The sequence below is a fragment of the Vibrio sp. vnigr-6D03 genome, assembly GCF_002835515.1.
GTDB lineage: Bacteria > Pseudomonadota > Gammaproteobacteria > Enterobacterales > Vibrionaceae > Vibrio > Vibrio penaeicida.
In genome coordinates this window covers 172669-189013 of sequence record NZ_PIZL01000016.1, presented here as the reverse complement: position 1 = coordinate 189013, position 16345 = coordinate 172669, and the positions used below count along the sequence as shown (strand labels likewise).

The 16345-nt window shown below is 44.3% G+C and carries 14 protein-coding genes; 11 read left to right on the top strand and 3 right to left on the bottom strand.

Annotated features, from left to right (window positions below; all coding sequences use genetic code 11):
* The 8 genes from ccmD to CW749_RS13825 all read left to right on the top strand — a co-directional run bounded on the left by ccmD (position 1) and on the right by CW749_RS13825 (position 7878).
* On the top strand, positions 1-207 hold the full coding sequence (gene ccmD, locus CW749_RS13860; protein ID WP_101112749.1) for a heme exporter protein CcmD: 207 nt from the start codon (positions 1-3) through the stop codon (positions 205-207).
* The gene (ccmE, locus tag CW749_RS13855; RefSeq protein WP_101112747.1) at positions 204-689 is read left to right on the top strand and encodes a cytochrome c maturation protein CcmE; all 486 of its coding nucleotides are present in this window, start codon (positions 204-206) and stop codon (positions 687-689) included. The genes ccmD and ccmE overlap by 4 nt, the downstream gene beginning before the upstream one ends.
* Positions 686-2662 carry a heme lyase CcmF/NrfE family subunit gene (locus CW749_RS13850; protein ID WP_101112746.1) on the top strand — a complete coding sequence of 659 codons (1977 nt, stop codon included), beginning with the start codon at positions 686-688 and terminating at the stop codon, positions 2660-2662. Before ccmE ends, CW749_RS13850 begins: the two co-directional genes overlap by 4 nt.
* Positions 2663-3217 carry a DsbE family thiol:disulfide interchange protein gene (locus tag CW749_RS13845; RefSeq protein WP_101112744.1) on the top strand — a complete coding sequence of 185 codons (555 nt, stop codon included), beginning with the start codon at positions 2663-2665 and terminating at the stop codon, positions 3215-3217. It begins immediately after the preceding gene.
* Positions 3214-3708, top strand: a complete 495-nt coding sequence (locus CW749_RS13840) for a cytochrome c-type biogenesis protein (RefSeq protein ID WP_101112742.1) — start codon at positions 3214-3216, stop codon at positions 3706-3708. Before CW749_RS13845 ends, CW749_RS13840 begins: the two co-directional genes overlap by 4 nt.
* Positions 3705-4925, top strand: coding sequence for a c-type cytochrome biogenesis protein CcmI (ccmI, locus tag CW749_RS13835; protein WP_101112740.1), 1221 nt, complete (start codon positions 3705-3707; stop codon positions 4923-4925). The genes CW749_RS13840 and ccmI overlap by 4 nt, the downstream gene beginning before the upstream one ends.
* 142 nt (positions 4926-5067) lie before the next feature.
* Positions 5068-5826, top strand: a complete 759-nt coding sequence (locus CW749_RS13830; RefSeq protein ID WP_101112738.1) for an MlaA family lipoprotein — start codon at positions 5068-5070, stop codon at positions 5824-5826.
* A 207-nt stretch (positions 5827-6033) separates the two neighbouring features.
* On the top strand, positions 6034-7878 hold the full coding sequence (locus CW749_RS13825; protein WP_101112737.1) for an ABC transporter ATP-binding protein/permease: 1845 nt from the start codon (positions 6034-6036) through the stop codon (positions 7876-7878).
* An 83-nt stretch (positions 7879-7961) separates the two neighbouring features.
* Here the strand turns inward: CW749_RS13825 and CW749_RS13820 are convergent, their stop codons facing one another.
* From CW749_RS13820 to CW749_RS13810, 3 genes are all read right to left on the bottom strand, one after another.
* Entirely contained in the window at positions 7962-9257 is a 1296-nt protein-coding gene (locus tag CW749_RS13820) for an outer membrane protein transport protein (RefSeq protein ID WP_101112735.1), read from the bottom strand.
* Positions 9258-9617: 360 nt separating this feature from the next.
* Entirely contained in the window at positions 9618-10334 is a 717-nt protein-coding gene (locus tag CW749_RS13815; RefSeq protein ID WP_101112733.1) for a DUF3379 domain-containing protein, read from the bottom strand.
* Entirely contained in the window at positions 10327-10890 is a 564-nt protein-coding gene (locus tag CW749_RS13810; protein ID WP_101112731.1) for a sigma-70 family RNA polymerase sigma factor, read from the bottom strand. The genes CW749_RS13815 and CW749_RS13810 overlap by 8 nt, the downstream gene beginning before the upstream one ends.
* Positions 10891-11496: 606 nt before the next feature.
* On the opposite strand from CW749_RS13810, the gene fadI reads away from it, so the two are divergent.
* The 3 genes from fadI to CW749_RS13795 all read left to right on the top strand — a co-directional run bounded on the left by fadI (position 11497) and on the right by CW749_RS13795 (position 16233).
* Positions 11497-12804 carry an acetyl-CoA C-acyltransferase FadI gene (gene fadI / locus CW749_RS13805; protein ID WP_101112729.1) on the top strand — a complete coding sequence of 436 codons (1308 nt, stop codon included), beginning with the start codon at positions 11497-11499 and terminating at the stop codon, positions 12802-12804.
* A complete protein-coding gene (gene fadJ / locus CW749_RS13800; RefSeq protein WP_101112727.1) occupies positions 12804-14921 on the top strand; it encodes a fatty acid oxidation complex subunit alpha FadJ in 2118 nt (705 codons plus the stop codon). The genes fadI and fadJ overlap by 1 nt, the downstream gene beginning before the upstream one ends.
* Before the next feature lie 268 nt (positions 14922-15189).
* Positions 15190-16233 carry a hypothetical protein gene (locus CW749_RS13795; RefSeq protein WP_101112725.1) on the top strand — a complete coding sequence of 348 codons (1044 nt, stop codon included), beginning with the start codon at positions 15190-15192 and terminating at the stop codon, positions 16231-16233.
* Positions 16234-16345: the final 112 nt, after the last annotated feature.

Here is a 16345-nt window from a genome sequence, read left to right as displayed (position 1 = left end):
ATGCATTTTGAATCTATCAGTGATTTTTTCGCCATGGGTGGCTATGCGTCCTATGTATGGGGTGCATTTGGTATTACGTTTCTTTCCATGTTGATTCTGCTGTTTAGCTGCATCAAGCGCGGTAGGAATCTAATGAATGAAGTGAATGCCAAGATCGATCGCCAAGCGCGAATTGATGCCGCTAAGAATTTGGAGAACACCCTATGAATCCAAGACGCAAAAAAAGGCTCGGTCTTGTTCTTGCCCTAGTATTTGGCTTAAGTGCCACTGTTGGTTTGATGCTGTATGCCTTGAACCAGAATATGGACCTATTTTACACACCAACTGAACTTGTTAATGGTAAGCCAGATGGTTCCAAACCCGAAGTTGGTCAGCGCCTAAGAATTGGCGGAATGGTCGTAAAAGGTTCTGTTTCTCGCGATTCTCAATCGCTTAGAGTGCAGTTTGATCTGGCTGACGTCGGTCCAAAAGTCACGATTTTGTACGACGGAATTCTTCCGGATCTGTTCCGTGAAGGTCAGGGTATCGTTGCGCAAGGTGTCTTAAAAGATGCTACGACGATTGAAGCTTTTGAAGTCCTAGCAAAGCACGACGAAGAGTACATGCCACCAGAAATTGCAGAAGCGATGAAGAAAGTGCATGAACCCTTAGAATATACAGATGTACAAAAATCGGAGAGCACGCAATGATCGCTGAATTTGGGCATTTTGCTCTGATAGTGTCTCTTGGCTTTGCTGTCTTACTAAGCTTACTGCCTCTGGTTGGTGCAACAAAAAACAACATCACGCTAATGAACACTGCAAGACCGCTGTCTTGGGGAATGTTCTTGCTTATTCTTGTCTCCTTTTTTGTGCTTCTTTGGGCATTTTATACCAATGATTTTACCCTTACGTATGTTGCAACTAACTCAAATAGTTTGCTTCCTTGGTACTACCGCCTAACCGCTGTATGGGGAGCTCACGAAGGTTCACTACTTTTATGGGTATTGATTCAAGCCGCTTGGACGGTTGCGGTTGCGACTTTTAGCCGAGGAATGCCTCAAGAATCGGTTGCACGTGTTTTAGCCGTAATGGGAATGATCACTGTAGGATTCCTACTGTTTATCATCGTTACTTCAAACCCGTTTCTTCGCACGTTGCCATTCTTTCCTGTTGATGGGCGTGATTTAAACCCTCTACTTCAAGATCCAGGCTTAATCATTCACCCACCAATGCTTTACATGGGTTATGTCGGCTTTTCTGTCGCGTTTTCATTCGCAATTGCTTCTTTGATGACTGGACGGTTAGATACCGCTTGGGCACGTTGGTCGAGACCATGGACAACAGCCGCATGGCTATTTTTAACGTTAGGTATCGCATTGGGCTCTTGGTGGGCCTACTACGAACTTGGCTGGGGTGGCTGGTGGTTCTGGGACCCAGTAGAAAATGCCTCTTTCATGCCTTGGTTAGCGGGAACAGCGTTGATGCATTCACTGGCAGTAACAGAAAAGCGCGGAACATTTAAAGCGTGGACGGTGCTTTTAGCGATTTCTGCATTTTCACTCAGTTTATTAGGCACATTCCTTGTTCGTTCCGGTATTTTGGTCTCGGTGCATGCGTTTGCATCGGATCCTGCTCGCGGTATGTTTATTTTAGGGTTCTTGGTGTTCATTATCGGTGGTTCGTTACTGCTGTTTGCTTTGAAAGGTTCATCTGTCCGTGTGCGTGGCAGTTTCGCTTTGTTTTCCCGCGAGAATGTCCTACTTGCCAATAACGTAATTCTTGTTGCAGCTTTGGTGGTGGTTCTTGTCGGTACTTTGCTGCCCTTGGTACACAAGCAATTGGGGTTAGGGTCAGTTTCTATCGGTGCGCCTTTCTTCAATATGTTGTTCACGTGGTTGATGGTGCCTTTTGCTTTCTTGTTGGGTATAGGTCCTTTAATACGATGGAAGCGTGACGATCTTAGTAGTCTTAAAAAGCCGATGGCAGTGTCAGGTGTGATTTCTCTAGTACTTGGCGCGGTTTTCGTCTTCCTACTTGCTGACTCGTTTGAGGCGCTAGCCTACCTAGGGTGGGTAATGGCGATTTGGATTATCGCTATGCATGGTTTCGAACTGCATCAAAGAGCCACTCACCGACACAGCTTTATTGTGGGAGTTAAAAAGCTACAACGCAGCCATTGGGCGATGATGCTTGGGCATATTGGTATGGCGATCACCGTGATCGGTATTGCTATGGTACAGAACTACAGTATCGAGCGTGATGTGCGCTTAGCACCTGGAGAAAACTTCCAAATCCAAGGGTATAACTTCTATTTCCAAGGATTACGCGACAATGACGGACCAAACTACGATGGTTATATCGCGGATTTCGAGATCAAGAAAGATGGTCAGTTTGTTAACGTTCTTCATGCAGAAAAGCGTTTCTACAACACGGCAAAATCCATGATGACAGAAGCAGCGATAGATCGTGGTGTCACACGTGATTTGTATATCGCCATGGGTGAAAGGTTGGACGATGGTGATGCTTGGGCTGTACGCATTTATTACAAACCTTTTGTTCGGTGGATTTGGCTTGGCAGTTTATTCATGATCTTTGGTGGCATCGTGGCAATCAGTGATAAGCGATATCGATTCCGAAAGCCTTCTAAACGAGCAACAGAGCTGAAAGAGAAGGAAGCATAAATGAATCGGAATATACTTTTTGCTCCACTGGCTTTCTTTTTGATACTGGTCGCGGTGTTTGCGACTCAGTTAAGCCGCAATGCGGGTGGGGATGACCCAACAAAATTAGAGTCAGTATTGATTGGTCAGCCTGTACCCAAGTTTAAGCTTGAAGACTTAGCCGAACCCGGTCGATTGTATGAACAAGACATCTTTGTCGGTGAACCATTGCTTATCAACGTATGGGCTACGTGGTGTCCGACATGCTATGCCGAGCATAAATACCTAAATGAGCTAGCGGCTAACGGCGTGAAGATTATTGGTCTTAACTACAAAGATAACCGCGAAAAAGCAGTGCAGTGGCTTAATGAATTGGGCAACCCTTACTTGATCAGTTTGTTTGATGGTAACGGTATGCTTGGTTTGGACCTAGGCGTCTACGGTGCACCTGAAACTTATATCGTTGATGCGAATGGTGTTATTCAGTATCGACACGTTGGTGATGTAAACGTGAAAAATTGGAAAGAAACATTGCAGCCAATTTATCAACGGTTAGTGGAGGAGTCTGCGAAATGATTAAGCAATTACTCAGTGTATTCCTTGCTATTGCTTTGTTCGCTTTACCTACATTGGCTAGCATAGAAATATACGAATTTGATTCTGTTGAGCAAGAACAGCTATTCAAAGAGCTGGGGCACACGTTACGTTGCCCTAAGTGTCAAAACAACTCCATTGGCGATTCTAATGCCGCCCTAGCACAAGATCTCCGCCTGAAAGTCTATGAGATGTTGAAAGAAGGCAAAACGGAGCAGGAAATCATCGACTACATGATCGCCCGCTATGGAAACTTTGTTACCTATAACCCGCCGATAACCGTGGTTACCTCTATATTGTGGGTCGGACCCATTGGTGTATTGGTCATTGGCTTTGGGTTTATCGTATTGAGAAGCCGTCGTAAGCCCTCCCGTCAAGATTCCGTGAAATCTGAAGATTGGGACGCAGAAAAAGAAGCACAGCTACAAGCTTTACTCAAAGAAGAATCGGAAACGGGAGATGAGCGAAAATGACTTTTTTCTGGATAGCTACAGCCGTTATCATTGCTATCTCTAGCGTTCTAATTGCTTTTCCGTTAGTCCAGCGACGTGCTGTTGATGACGACGCGCGACGTGACGAACTTAATAAAGCGTTCTACAAAGATCGTTTAGATGAGCTAGAAGAAGAAGCAAAAGAAGGGTTAGTCGAAAATCAAGAAGATTTGATTGCGGATCTAAAGCAAACGCTGCTAGACGATGTTCCTAAAGCCAAGAAAAATGAAGCGACAACTCAGATTTCAACAATGGCTGTCGCCATTCCGTCGTTATTATTTGTTGCTGCATTGTCCTACGGGATGTATTACCAATTTGGCGGTTCTCAGAAAGTGGTGGATTGGCATCAAGCTGAGAGCAACCTTCCTGCTCTTACCAAGAAGTTGATGTCGCCAGAAGGTCAAGCACTCACAGAAGATGAGATGCAGGATTTGACACTCGCTCTTCGTACTCGCTTACATCATCAACCGGACGACTCAACTGGTTGGATGCTTTTAGGGCGTATTGCATTGGCAAATAGAGATGTGACCACAGCGATAGGCGCCATGAAAAAAGCGTATCGTATTGAACCTAAAGATTCCGATATTCAGTTGGGCTATGCGCAAGCTTTAATGCTTTCATCTGATGAAGTGGATCAGAATAAGGCGCGCTCCTTGTTACACCGATTAGTTAAACAAGATCGAGTCGATTTACGAGTTCTTTCACTGCTAGCGTTTGATTCTTTTGAGCGTAGTGATTACGCGGCAGCCATACGTTATTGGGGAGCAATGCAACAAATGATTGGCCCACAAGATAACCGTTATGAAATGTTGGGTCGCAGTATTCAAAACGCAAAACTTAAATTGGGAGAAACCGCTGCGGTAGCAGGTAAATCAGTTCAAGTCAGTATTGCGTTAGCCGATGAAGTGAACCCTGATCCTAATGCTGTCTTGATTGTATCAGTTCACAGAGCGGATGGTAGCCCTATGCCAGTCGCTGCTGCGCGTTACCCACTAGGGTCTTTTCCTAGAACAGTCGTACTTGATGACGGAAATAGCATGATACAAGGCATTAAACTATCGAGCTTAGATGAGCTTGTAGTGAAAGCCAGAATTGATGCGGATGGCAATGTTGCCAGCAGAGATGGTGATTGGCATGGTCAAAGTGACATTGCTAAATTAGGTGATAGTGTTGCTTTAACTATAGATAAACGTTATTAATGGTATTGTTTTGTGTTTGGCGTCGTTATCAATTCAAGTTGATGAATGATATGAAATCATTAGAATAAAGAAGATTACTTGAGTACGCTAAGAATTGATAATAAGACCGGCAGAAGCCGGTCTTTGTTTTTGGTAAAGGACTATGTTGTTGAATAAAGTTAGTTCCTGGCTATTAGTGTTATTAGCCTCTTTTTTAGTCGGTTGCACCTCTGTACCGGAGGAAGAACATGCCAGTCTTTCTCATCCGAATGACCCGTTTGAAAGCTTTAACCGAACAATGTTTGATATCAACTATGATTATCTGGATCCTTACATTGTTCGCCCAGTGTCGGTCGCGTATGTTGAAACGGTGCCTAAACCAGTTCGTGGTGGTATTGGTAACTTCCTCGCAAACCTTGATGAGCCAGCCAGTATGGTCAACAACCTTTTAATGGGCGAAGGTGAACAAGCGCTTACAAACTTCAATCGCTTTTGGATCAATTCTACATTGGGTCTATTAGGGTTCATAGATGTTGCATCCGCTGCTGGTATCACACAGCAAGATGACCGTGCGTTCAGTGATATGTTGGGTTACCACGGCGTGGGTCATGGTCCCTATTTTATGGTTCCCGGATACGGACCGATAACGTTACGGAAAACAACGGATACTGTTGATGGCATGTATGTTCCGTTGTTTTATTTGAATTTTTGGGCAGGCCTTGGAAAGTGGGCTCTAGAAGGCTTGGAAAAACGTTACTTGTTGATTCCACAAGAAGGTACGTTGGAGTCGTCACCGGATCCGTACGCATTGTCTCGTGACGTATACCTACAACGACGCGATTTTAAAGCGGGAATTACCGAAACAGTAGAAGAAGAGGAAGAAGATTTCCTAGATGACTACTTAGATGAAGAATTTGAATAGGCGAAAAGCTTAAGTAAAACATACAGACTTCACAAATTTGAAAGCCTGACGATAAATCGTCAGGCTTTTTTCTTTTTGAACCGTCGTATACCAAGGAATCTCATTGTCGGATCAAAAACCTCTCTATACTCACCTAAAAAGTAGAATAAACCTCGGGTACAGATCTTTGATCATATAAAAGTTAGATAACCCAAAAACAGGAAGCGTATGTCAGAAACTAGCGATGTCGGAAAACCAGATCAAGCCATTCAAAATAACCGAGAATTAGAAAGCCAAGCGCGTGAAAGCGGTTGGAATACGATTCAGAAAATTTCGCCCTATTTGTGGCCGAAGGATAAACCTTGGGTGAAACGCAGAGTTGTCATGGCAATGGTTGCTCTGGGTTTATCAAAGTTGGTAGCCGTATTCACTCCGTTTTTGTACAAAGCGGTCGTCGATTTAATGGCGACCGAAAATGATTCCCCCGAGTGGTTGTTGGCTTTAGGAGCTGTTGGCTTAGTCGTTGCGTATGGAATGAACCAAGTTTTGAAAATCGGTTTTGAAGAAATACGTAATGTCGTTTTCGCTAAAGTTGGGCAACACGCTCTTCGCTCCGTCGCGTTAGAAACCATATCGCATATTCACCGCCTTTCTCTTCGCTATCATCTTACGCGGAAAACGGGGGGATTAAGCCGAGTCATGGAGCGTGGCGTAAAAGGCATAGAGTTTTTGCTTAGATTTATGCTCTTTAGTATTGGTCCGCTCATTCTTGAACTGTTGCTCATTTCTCTTATTTTATTGTTTGCTTTTGATTTCTGGTACTTGCTGGTGGTGAGCTTAACCGTTGTTATTTACATCGTGTTTACTGCGAAGGTGACGGAATGGCGAGTGCGCATTCGTAAAGAAATGAACGACAAAGACAAAGACGCGAACCAGAAAGCGATCGATAGCTTACTTAATTTTGAAACGGTTAAGTATTTTGGAGCGGAGAAGCGAGAGGCGAATCGTTACGACCAATCGATGGAGGGCTTTGAAGCCGCATCGATAAAAACGGTGAACTCACTAGCTTTACTCAACCTAGGGCAAGCCCTTTTATTAAATGGCGGTATGGTACTCGCATTGTTGCTTGCCGTTAGGGATGTTAATTCGGGCGTGTTAACCGTGGGTGGTTTTGTCATGGTGAACGCGTACATGATGCAAGTCATGATGCCGTTAAACTTTCTTGGGTTTGTGTATCGAGAGATTCGCCAGTCATTGATAGATATGGGGGAGATGTTTGATCTACTTCGCCAAGAACCGGATGTGAAAGATAAAGAAAATGCACCCAATTTAGCGGTGTCCGCTGGAGAGTTAAGTTTTAAAAATATCGATTTCTTTTATGAATCTCAGCGCCAAATTTTAAATGATGTGAGCGTCTCTGTAGGCGCTGGGAAGACTGTCGCCATAGTGGGTTCTTCTGGGTCAGGAAAATCGACCCTAGGAAGGCTTCTGTTTCGATTTTACGACGTAAGTGGCGGTAACATACTAATAGATGGTCAAGACATACGAGATGTGACACAGGAAAGCCTACATAATGCGATTGGCGTTGTTCCCCAAGATACCGTGTTGTTCAACGATACCATTCAATACAATATAGCCTATGGCAGACCTAACGCCTCACAGAATGAAATTATTGAAGCGGCAAAAGCGGCTAAAATTCACCATTTCATTGAACAGTTGCCAGACGGCTATCAAACCCAAGTGGGCGAGCGAGGGTTAAAGTTGTCTGGTGGTGAAAAGCAGCGCGTAGGCATTGCTAGAACATTGCTAAAGAACCCACCTATCTTGTTACTTGATGAAGCGACCTCGGCTTTGGATACAGAAACAGAAAGAGAAATCCAAGAGAGCTTGAAACTGATGTCGAAAGGGAGAACAGTGATCACAATCGCGCACCGTCTTTCGACCATAGTAGATGCAGATACCATCGTTGTTCTGTCACAGGGCAAGGTTTTGGAGCAAGGAACCCATCAGGCATTACTCGATTTGAAAGGGCAGTATGCGCAAATGTGGCAAAGCCAGCTTAAAGAAGTTTAATTAAATTCCTATAACGTCAAAACAAACAAAAAGAGTTGGCGCAATGCCAACTCTTTTATTTCCGCTCAGCTAATCCGTTTGGATTAGAACGTACGGCTGTACTGTACGCCTAGCAGGATTGCATCTGCACGTGTTGTACCTTCAATTTTGCTTAAAGGTAAGTTATTTTCTGATACTTTAACATCTTGACCTAAAAGGTAAGTGGCACCGAAATCTACGTTAGATTGGCTGTCGAGGTTATAAGTAAAGCCAGCGGAGAGCCAGTTGCGGTTTGAGTCAGGCACAGAAATTGAAGTTAACTCGTCTTGGGCACTTGTGTCGTGCATATAACCGGCACGAACAGTCCAGTCTTGACTTACAAAGTACGTACCACCGATAGAGTAGTGCATACCATTCTGCCACTTGTATTCGTTAAGAACGCCCGCTTTTTCAGCTTCTAGTTTTTCAAATACAGACCAGCCGATCCACTGCACGCTGTAGTGAACCGCGAAATCAGTGCCATCTAAGCGATGGTAACCAGAAAACTCTGCCATATCAGGTAGAGGCATGAGAAGTGTGTCGTCTTTAGATACCCCTTTGCTTGCAGTTACATCACCTTTTGCTTTTAAGGTAGGGCTATTTCGATAAGACAAACCAAAGCGGTTGTTTTCATCAAGCTCATATACTGTACCTAGGTTAAAACCTAGTGCCCAACCAGAAGCATCTACATCTAATGCTGTTTGTCCAGATAAATCACGAATAACAACTGGCGATGTGCTGACAGGAACATGTGTCAATTTGTCGCTCAGTTTGCGCTGCATTTTTCCTGAACCATAGATAATATCTAAGCCAGCACCAATACTTAGTTGTTCATTAATACGGTAAGAACCAGCAAGACCAATGTTCATACTCTTAACATCAGTAAGGCCACCGTATTCTGCGCCAACAAATGTGTCGTCAAATTGGGTTTTTGTACCAAAGTTAGAGTATACGTTAGCGCCTACAGCAAATTTTTCGTTCAAAGGAACAATCACGTGTAGGTTAGGTACTACGGAAGTATCGCCCGCATTACTGAAGTTGGAATCGACAGTAGACATGTAACCAGCAGATGGACCTGCAAGTGCATTGGCGTAGGTGTACTTAGCGTCTTTTACTTCGATCATAGATGTAATCGTTGTTACACCAACTGACAGTGAAGTTTCTTCAAACAGCGCCATTGCAGCGGCGTTACGTGCCATTACAGAAGCGTTATCTGCAATTACAGCGTCGCCTGCAAACGCTCGGCCAAGACCGGTCGCGGATTGTGCGTTAAGTTGGAAACCTGCAGCGATAGCTTGCTGAGATGCGAGAGCGATTGTGGTAGCGATGACCGTTTTTTTAAACAGACGCGACTTGTTCATAGGATTAACCTTATTATTGTATTCCCAGACATTAATTGTCGGGTGATATGTGTATCTACCCACGAGGGCAGACAACCCTGCTTTATGTACTGATATAACTTTTAAGCTTGATTGAGTAGTTACTCAACGGCGGAGATAGTAATTCTGCGATTGATTAAATGAAATCCGACCATTGTTTAAATAAGCAGATAACAGTCAATAAAGCAAAATTTGGGGTGAGTAAGCACTCGTGAACTGTGAAGAAGCCTTGTTTATTCATAATAGAAATTCTAAGAGAAGAATTTTGAGTAACGTGAAAATAAAAAAGGTCCGCTGTAAATCGCGGACCTTGATTGTTTAACGAGTAGCTGGATTAAGCACTTAGCCAGCAGGGTGTATGATAGGTTTTAATGTTTCAGCGATTTTCGCTACATCTTCATCCATACTTCCCACAATCACCATGCTTGCATCCATCAATGGCATAACAATGCCAGACATTCCATCTTTGACAAATGCCTGAGATTCAGGGGCTGGGATATTAGTAACAAAAAGTGTCACTCGCCCATGCTCTCCTTCAAATACCATATGCATAGCATTCGAAGCGCCAAAACCACAGTGGTTTAAGTAATACACGTGATAAGGAAAGTTTTGCGAGAAGTGATACGCAAAAGGTTTCATTTTCACGTTGATTTGGCTAGATGAAACATTTTCATCAATTGGATTGATGAAAGGTTTCTCAGCGGTTACATGAGCCAACGCCGTATTTGCTAATGTTGCGTAGGCTGGCGTTACCACAAGTCCACCCCAATTGACTTGTCCTATTAAAAGTCCAAAAGCAAAGGCTACCGATGCCGCCATAGCGAGTGCTTTTCTAGCAAACCTAGGCCTTTCCGTTTCCGCGCTTTGGTTAAACAACACACGATCAGCCAACCCATCTGGCACATCGACTTTCATCGCTTTTTCTAGTTGTGCATCTAGACCTAAAATGTCATCGACAAATTTGGCATTTGCACTGTTTTGAGAAATCGCCAATTCGATTTCGTCGTCTCTGCCCTTTGGATCTGACATAATGCGACGGCGAAATTCTAAATCATCCATTATGCACCCCCATATCCGATTGAGAATCTTCAAGCATCTCTTTGAGCTGGTTTCTGGCTCGGAACAAACGTGTCATTACCGTGTTCTTATTTAATTCCAGAATTTGCCCAATTTCTTCACCGCTGAATCCCCCTACAACTTGGAGAAACAGAGGCTCTCGATACTCGACCTCTAATTTCATAATTTGATTTTGAAGCCACTGTTGCTGATGATGCGGGTCGTCAGAAACCTTTGCATCGTTGCCGTGGTCATCAATATCCACCAATTCTAACTGTTTTCGTTCGAAGCGGCGTGCGTTTTCACGGCGTAGAATGGTAATTAGCCAAGATTTCGCTGCTTTTTCGTCTAGCAGGCTATCTATAGCCCGCCAAGCACGTAAACAGGTTTCTTGTACCAAATCTTCCGCAACATGACTGTCTTTACACAACCAGTACGCATAGCGATATAGGTCGGTGTGATAAGCGCGCACGAGCGCTTCGTATCTTTTTTGCTTGTCCATATCAGAATTGACCGGACGCTTCTCTTTTTTCTTTCCAAAAAAATCGATAATCGACACTTGAGCCTCCGTTTGCTCTCGCTGTGTCTATGGAAGGTCAACACTCGAGAGTTCTAACTTACTGAAAGTAAGCGAACTTCTAATTAAGAGGATGGTTTGGCATAAAAAGCCGAGCTTAGAAATTTCATTTCGGATCTTTCTTAAGCGATTATCCACTAGGCAGCATTGCATAAACTACAAATAAATTGATCTAATTCAAAATCCATATATGGAATCTGGTTATAGTACGTCTTGTCATCTGGTTAACCATTCGTGGTTAGCACGTTGAGCAAGATGACACTTCCTTTTGAAGGCTGACTTTACTTTCTCCTAATCAGGAAACTGATTTTTTAATTTTAGCGATACGCTATATATCGATTCATGCCACACTTTAAGTGTGGTTTTTTTTGTCTAAAATTCCTGATTCACAGTTTTAATGTAACGCAATCTGATTATTTATCACAGTTATTACCCCGTCTTTTCTGCGCTACACTTACGATTTCTTACGTGTCACTCTCTACATTTTAGTCCTAGATCACGCTATAAAATAAAAAGCGATTCAAACATGCGTTTTAATCTGATAACATTTTTGTTACATGACAGGTCTGACCTCTTTAAGGAGATATAATGGGCATTCAGGATTTAAGGACGCGTTCCGGAGAAAGGATTGCGGTTGTTGCTGGGCTAAGAACGCCGTTCGCAAGACAAAGCACCGAGTTTTCTCAGGTACCCGCCGTAGACTTGGGTAAAATGGTCGTCAGTGAAATGCTGACACGCGCCGATATTGATCCAGCCCTAATCGATCAAGTGGTATTTGGACAGGTTGTGCAAATGCCAGAAGCGCCAAACATTGCCCGTGAAATCGTATTAGGTACAGGTATGAATATTCACACCGATGCGTACAGTGTAACGCGAGCTTGTGCGACGAGTTTTCAGTCTGCGGTGAACGTGGCTGAAAGTATCATTTCTGGCTCGATTGATATTGGTGTCGCTGGTGGCGCTGATTCCTCCTCAGTACTGCCAATCGGCGTATCCAAAAAACTGGCTGCCTCTTTACTTGCTCTGAGTAAGGCAAAAAAAGCGGGGCAGAAGCTTTCTATTATGCGCAAGCTCTCCTTCAAAGATTTGATGCCAGTGCCTCCAGCAGTAGCCGAATATTCGACAGGGCTGTCCATGGGACAAACGGCAGAGCAGATGGCAAAAACACACGGAATTACTCGCCAAGCCCAAGATGAATTAGCTCATCGCTCTCATACCTTAGCTGCGCAAGCTTGGAAAGAAGGAAAAATTCGAGACGAAGTGATGACCGCTTTTCCCGACCCTTACAAGCAATGGATTGATACCGACAATAATATTCGTCAGGACTCAACCATTGAAGGGTACGCAAAATTGCGCCCAGCGTTTGATAGGCAATATGGCAGTGTAACGGCTGCGAATGCAACGCCACTGACAGACGGAGCGGCATCGCTGCTTATTATGCGTGAAGGTCGTGCTAAAGAGCTAGGACTCGACATCATGGGCTTCATACGCTCTTATGCATTTTCGGCCATTGACGTGAAAGAGGATATGTTGATGGGACCTTCGCATGCGACTCCAATGGCACTCGATCGTGCAGGTATTAGTTTGTCGGATCTTACACTTATTGATATGCACGAAGCCTTTGCAGCACAAACGTTGGCTAACGTGAAGATGTTCGCCAGCGATAAGTTCGCTAAAGAAATACTAGGAAGAGACAAAGCCATAGGCGAAATCGATATGGATAAATTCAACGTTCTTGGTGGTTCTATCGCTTATGGGCACCCATTTGCAGCAACTGGTGCGCGAATGATTACTCAAACACTGCGTGAGCTTAAACGCCGTGGAGGGGGATTAGCGTTGAATACTGCATGTGCCGCGGGTGGTTTAGGTGCAGCGATGATTTTGGAGGTGGAATAATGGCGGGTCAGAGTGCATTTACATTATCAATAGACGATCAAAATCTCGCGTGGCTAGCCATTGATGTTCCTGGCGAGAAAATGAATACGCTTCAAGCAGAGTTTTCGGATGAAATGCAGGCGATCTTGCTTGAACTGGAAGCTAAAAAGAACGAACTCACCGGATTAGTGATTTACTCGCTTAAACCCGATAATTTTGTGGCGGGTGCTGACGTAAGAATGCTGGATGCATGCACCACTGCGGAAGAAGCAGAAGGGTTAGCCAAACAAGGGCAGCAAATGTTCGCGCGTTTGGAAGCCTTACCTTTTCCATCCGTGGCTGCCATTCACGGACCTTGTTTAGGTGGTGGTTTGGAGTTAGCGCTAGCCTGTGACTATCGAGTGTGTACAGATTCAGATAAAACACGATTGGGGTTACCAGAAGTACAATTAGGTTTGTTGCCTGGTTCAGGCGGAACTCAGAGACTTCCTCGCTTAATAGGGCTGCTGGGTTCTTTGGACTTGATTTTGACAGGCAAACAGCTTCGTGCAAAAAAAGCGAAGAAATTGGGCGTTGTTGATGCCAGTGTCCCCCAATCCATTTTATTGGATGTCGCCAAGACATTTGCGGGTAAAAAGAAAGCTAAGCGTTCGGTGGACACGAAAGAGAAGCTTATGTCTGGCAATCGCCTTGGTCGTAAATTCATCTTTGACCAAGCCATTAAGAAGACATTAGCGAAAACCCGTGGTAACTACCCTGCTGCCGAGGCGATTCTTGAAGTCATTGGTGAAGGCTTAGAAAAAGGGGTACAAGCCGGCTTGGCGACAGAAGCCAAAAAATTTGGTGAGCTGTGCATGACGACTGAGTCTAAAGCGCTTCGTTCCATCTTTTTCGCAACCACTGAAATGAAAAAAGAGAACGGCAGTGAAGCCAAACCAAGAAACATTTCGAAAGTAGGTGTGTTGGGTGGTGGGCTAATGGGAGCGGGGATAAGCCACGTATCGGTTGCGAAAGCGAACGTCCCAGTTCGTGTTAAAGACGTGTCTAACGATGGCATCTTGAATGCGATCAACTACAACCACAAATTGTTTGCTAAGCAGAAGAAACGTCGAATTCTAACCAAAGCAGGTGTGCAATATAATATGTCACAGCTGACGGGGGGGACCGATTACGTTGGATACCGCGATGCTGATATTGTCATTGAAGCCGTATTCGAAGACTTGGCTCTAAAACAATCGATGGTGAATGAAATAGAGCAACATGCGAAAGACACCACCATATTCGCTACCAATACATCGTCTCTACCTATTCACCAAATAGCGGCTGAATGTGAACGCCCTGAAAATGTGGTCGGTCTGCATTACTTCAGCCCTGCTGAAAAAATGCCATTGGTTGAGGTCATTCCTCATGAAGGTACGTCCGACGAGGTGATATCCACCGCAGTCAACTTTGCGCGTAAACAAGGCAAAACTCCCATTGTGGTTGCCGATAAAGCGGGCTTTTTTGTTAACCGAATCCTTGCGCCTTACATGAATGAAGCTGCTCATGTTTTATTGAGTGGTGAGCCGATTGAAACGCTGGACGAAGCATTGCTCAACTTTGGTTTCCCTGTTGGTCCTATTACCCTGCTGGATGAAGTGGGAGTGGATGTAGGCGCCAAGATCATGCCCATCCTAATCGAAGAGTTGGGTGGTCGATTTAAGGCGCCTGATGTGTTTGACACGTTGCTAAACGACGGTCGAAAAGGGCGTAAGAGTGGAAAAGGTTTCTATACGTATAAAGGTAAGAAGAAAGAGGTGGATAAGAGTGTTTATAAGCTGCTCAAGCTTACGCCTGAATCCAAACTACCAGAAAAAGACATCGCACTTCGCTGTGTTCTCCCAATGCTGAATGAAGCCGTAAGGTGTTTGGACGAAGGCATTATTCGCAGTGCTCGCGACGGTGACATTGGTGCGATCTTTGGTATCGGGTTCCCACCGTTTTTAGGAGGTCCTTTCCGTTATATGGACCAGATTGGTTTGAAAGAACTGGTCGCGATCATGAACGAATACGCACAGAAATACGGCGATCGTTTTGCTCCATGCGATGGTTTGTTAACCAGAGCAGGTAACGAAGAAAATTTCCACACCGCTTCTTAACAATAAGAAAAAAGGTGAAGTTCATAGGCCAGCGTATAGCTGGCTTATTTTTTATCTGGCACGGGTGGCATTTTGATTACTTAGTACGCGTGACAAAAGTATGACGATCTGAAGTACTGCTTCCCAAATTTGCACTAACTGCCGAAACGAGAATATTCCCTAAGTCGCGGAGAGAGTAGACTTCTATACCCAAGTGACCTCAAAGTGCCTGAATCCTGCACCTTGAGGTCACTTGGGTATAACTTAAAGATAGATATCAGGAGTGGCTATGCTAGGTAACACAATAAAATCCGACATTTATGTCGGCAGCGTAGTTGAAACGCTTGTCAATGAAATGGCTATTGATGCGCAAGCGCTTGCAACAACGAAATTTGCGCAGTATTTGGATAAGTTTGGAGTTGATCAAAACCCGTCTTTGAAGACTCTTCAAGGAGAGGAAGTGCTGAAGGAAGGGGTGTTAACACTAAGTTCTCAGCATAAATGGATAAACGGTGAAAGCAAGTTCGTCACTGATGTTTCCGTGTATAAGTGGAATACGGATGGTCTGAAAGAAGCGTTAGTTGAGACCGATACAGATTTCATCAACGTGAAAAATTTTGTGGATGTAAATGTAAACGCTTTGTCTGATACGGGAACGACTGTGAACGTTTATGGTGCTAAGCGCGGAGAAATATCTACGGGGAACGGTAACGATGCAGTAAACGTCCACGTGCAGTCGAACGGTGCCGCTTGGAGTAACCACTTCGATATCGATACCGGAGACGGCAATGATACGATCAGTTTCTTTGAAATAGCAGGCGGTGATTACACAGAATTTAATATCTCCGCAGGCAAAGGTAATGATGTCGTTAATGTTGCTGGGTTGTCAGAAGCAGATTGCAATACACATCGAAGTGCTCACGGCGGAGAAGGCATAGATGCGCTCTACTTAAGTGGCAACAACGCACTGGAATTTACAGGCTTTGAAGTTGTTATTGGTGATGGTGCTTCTGACTTACACATTACCCAAGAACTTTTGGATAACAACGTAGTGGGTACATGGGAAGATAATCCGGATGGAAGTGCCAATGTTATGGTCTTTACCGATGTGAACCTAACGATAGATGCTGGGTTGGTTGAGTACGCAAGCTATTTTTCAACATACACCGCCGAAGATTTGACCGACGCAATGACCCAACGACTGAGTGATTTTGGCGTGGATTACACTGCACAATACACTATTGCTGAGTTTTATACGGAGAGTGGGGATTACTTGATCGTAACCGATACCAGTGCCAGTGACTTAATTGATTCAGTTATCGATTATGTGTAAACAGATCGGGTAGTTTCTAGCGTTAACTGATTTCCACTGGCAAAGGTAACAATGCAGTGTTCGGCGCACCTCGCTGAAAAATGCATTGTTACCTTAAACGATTGACCACATT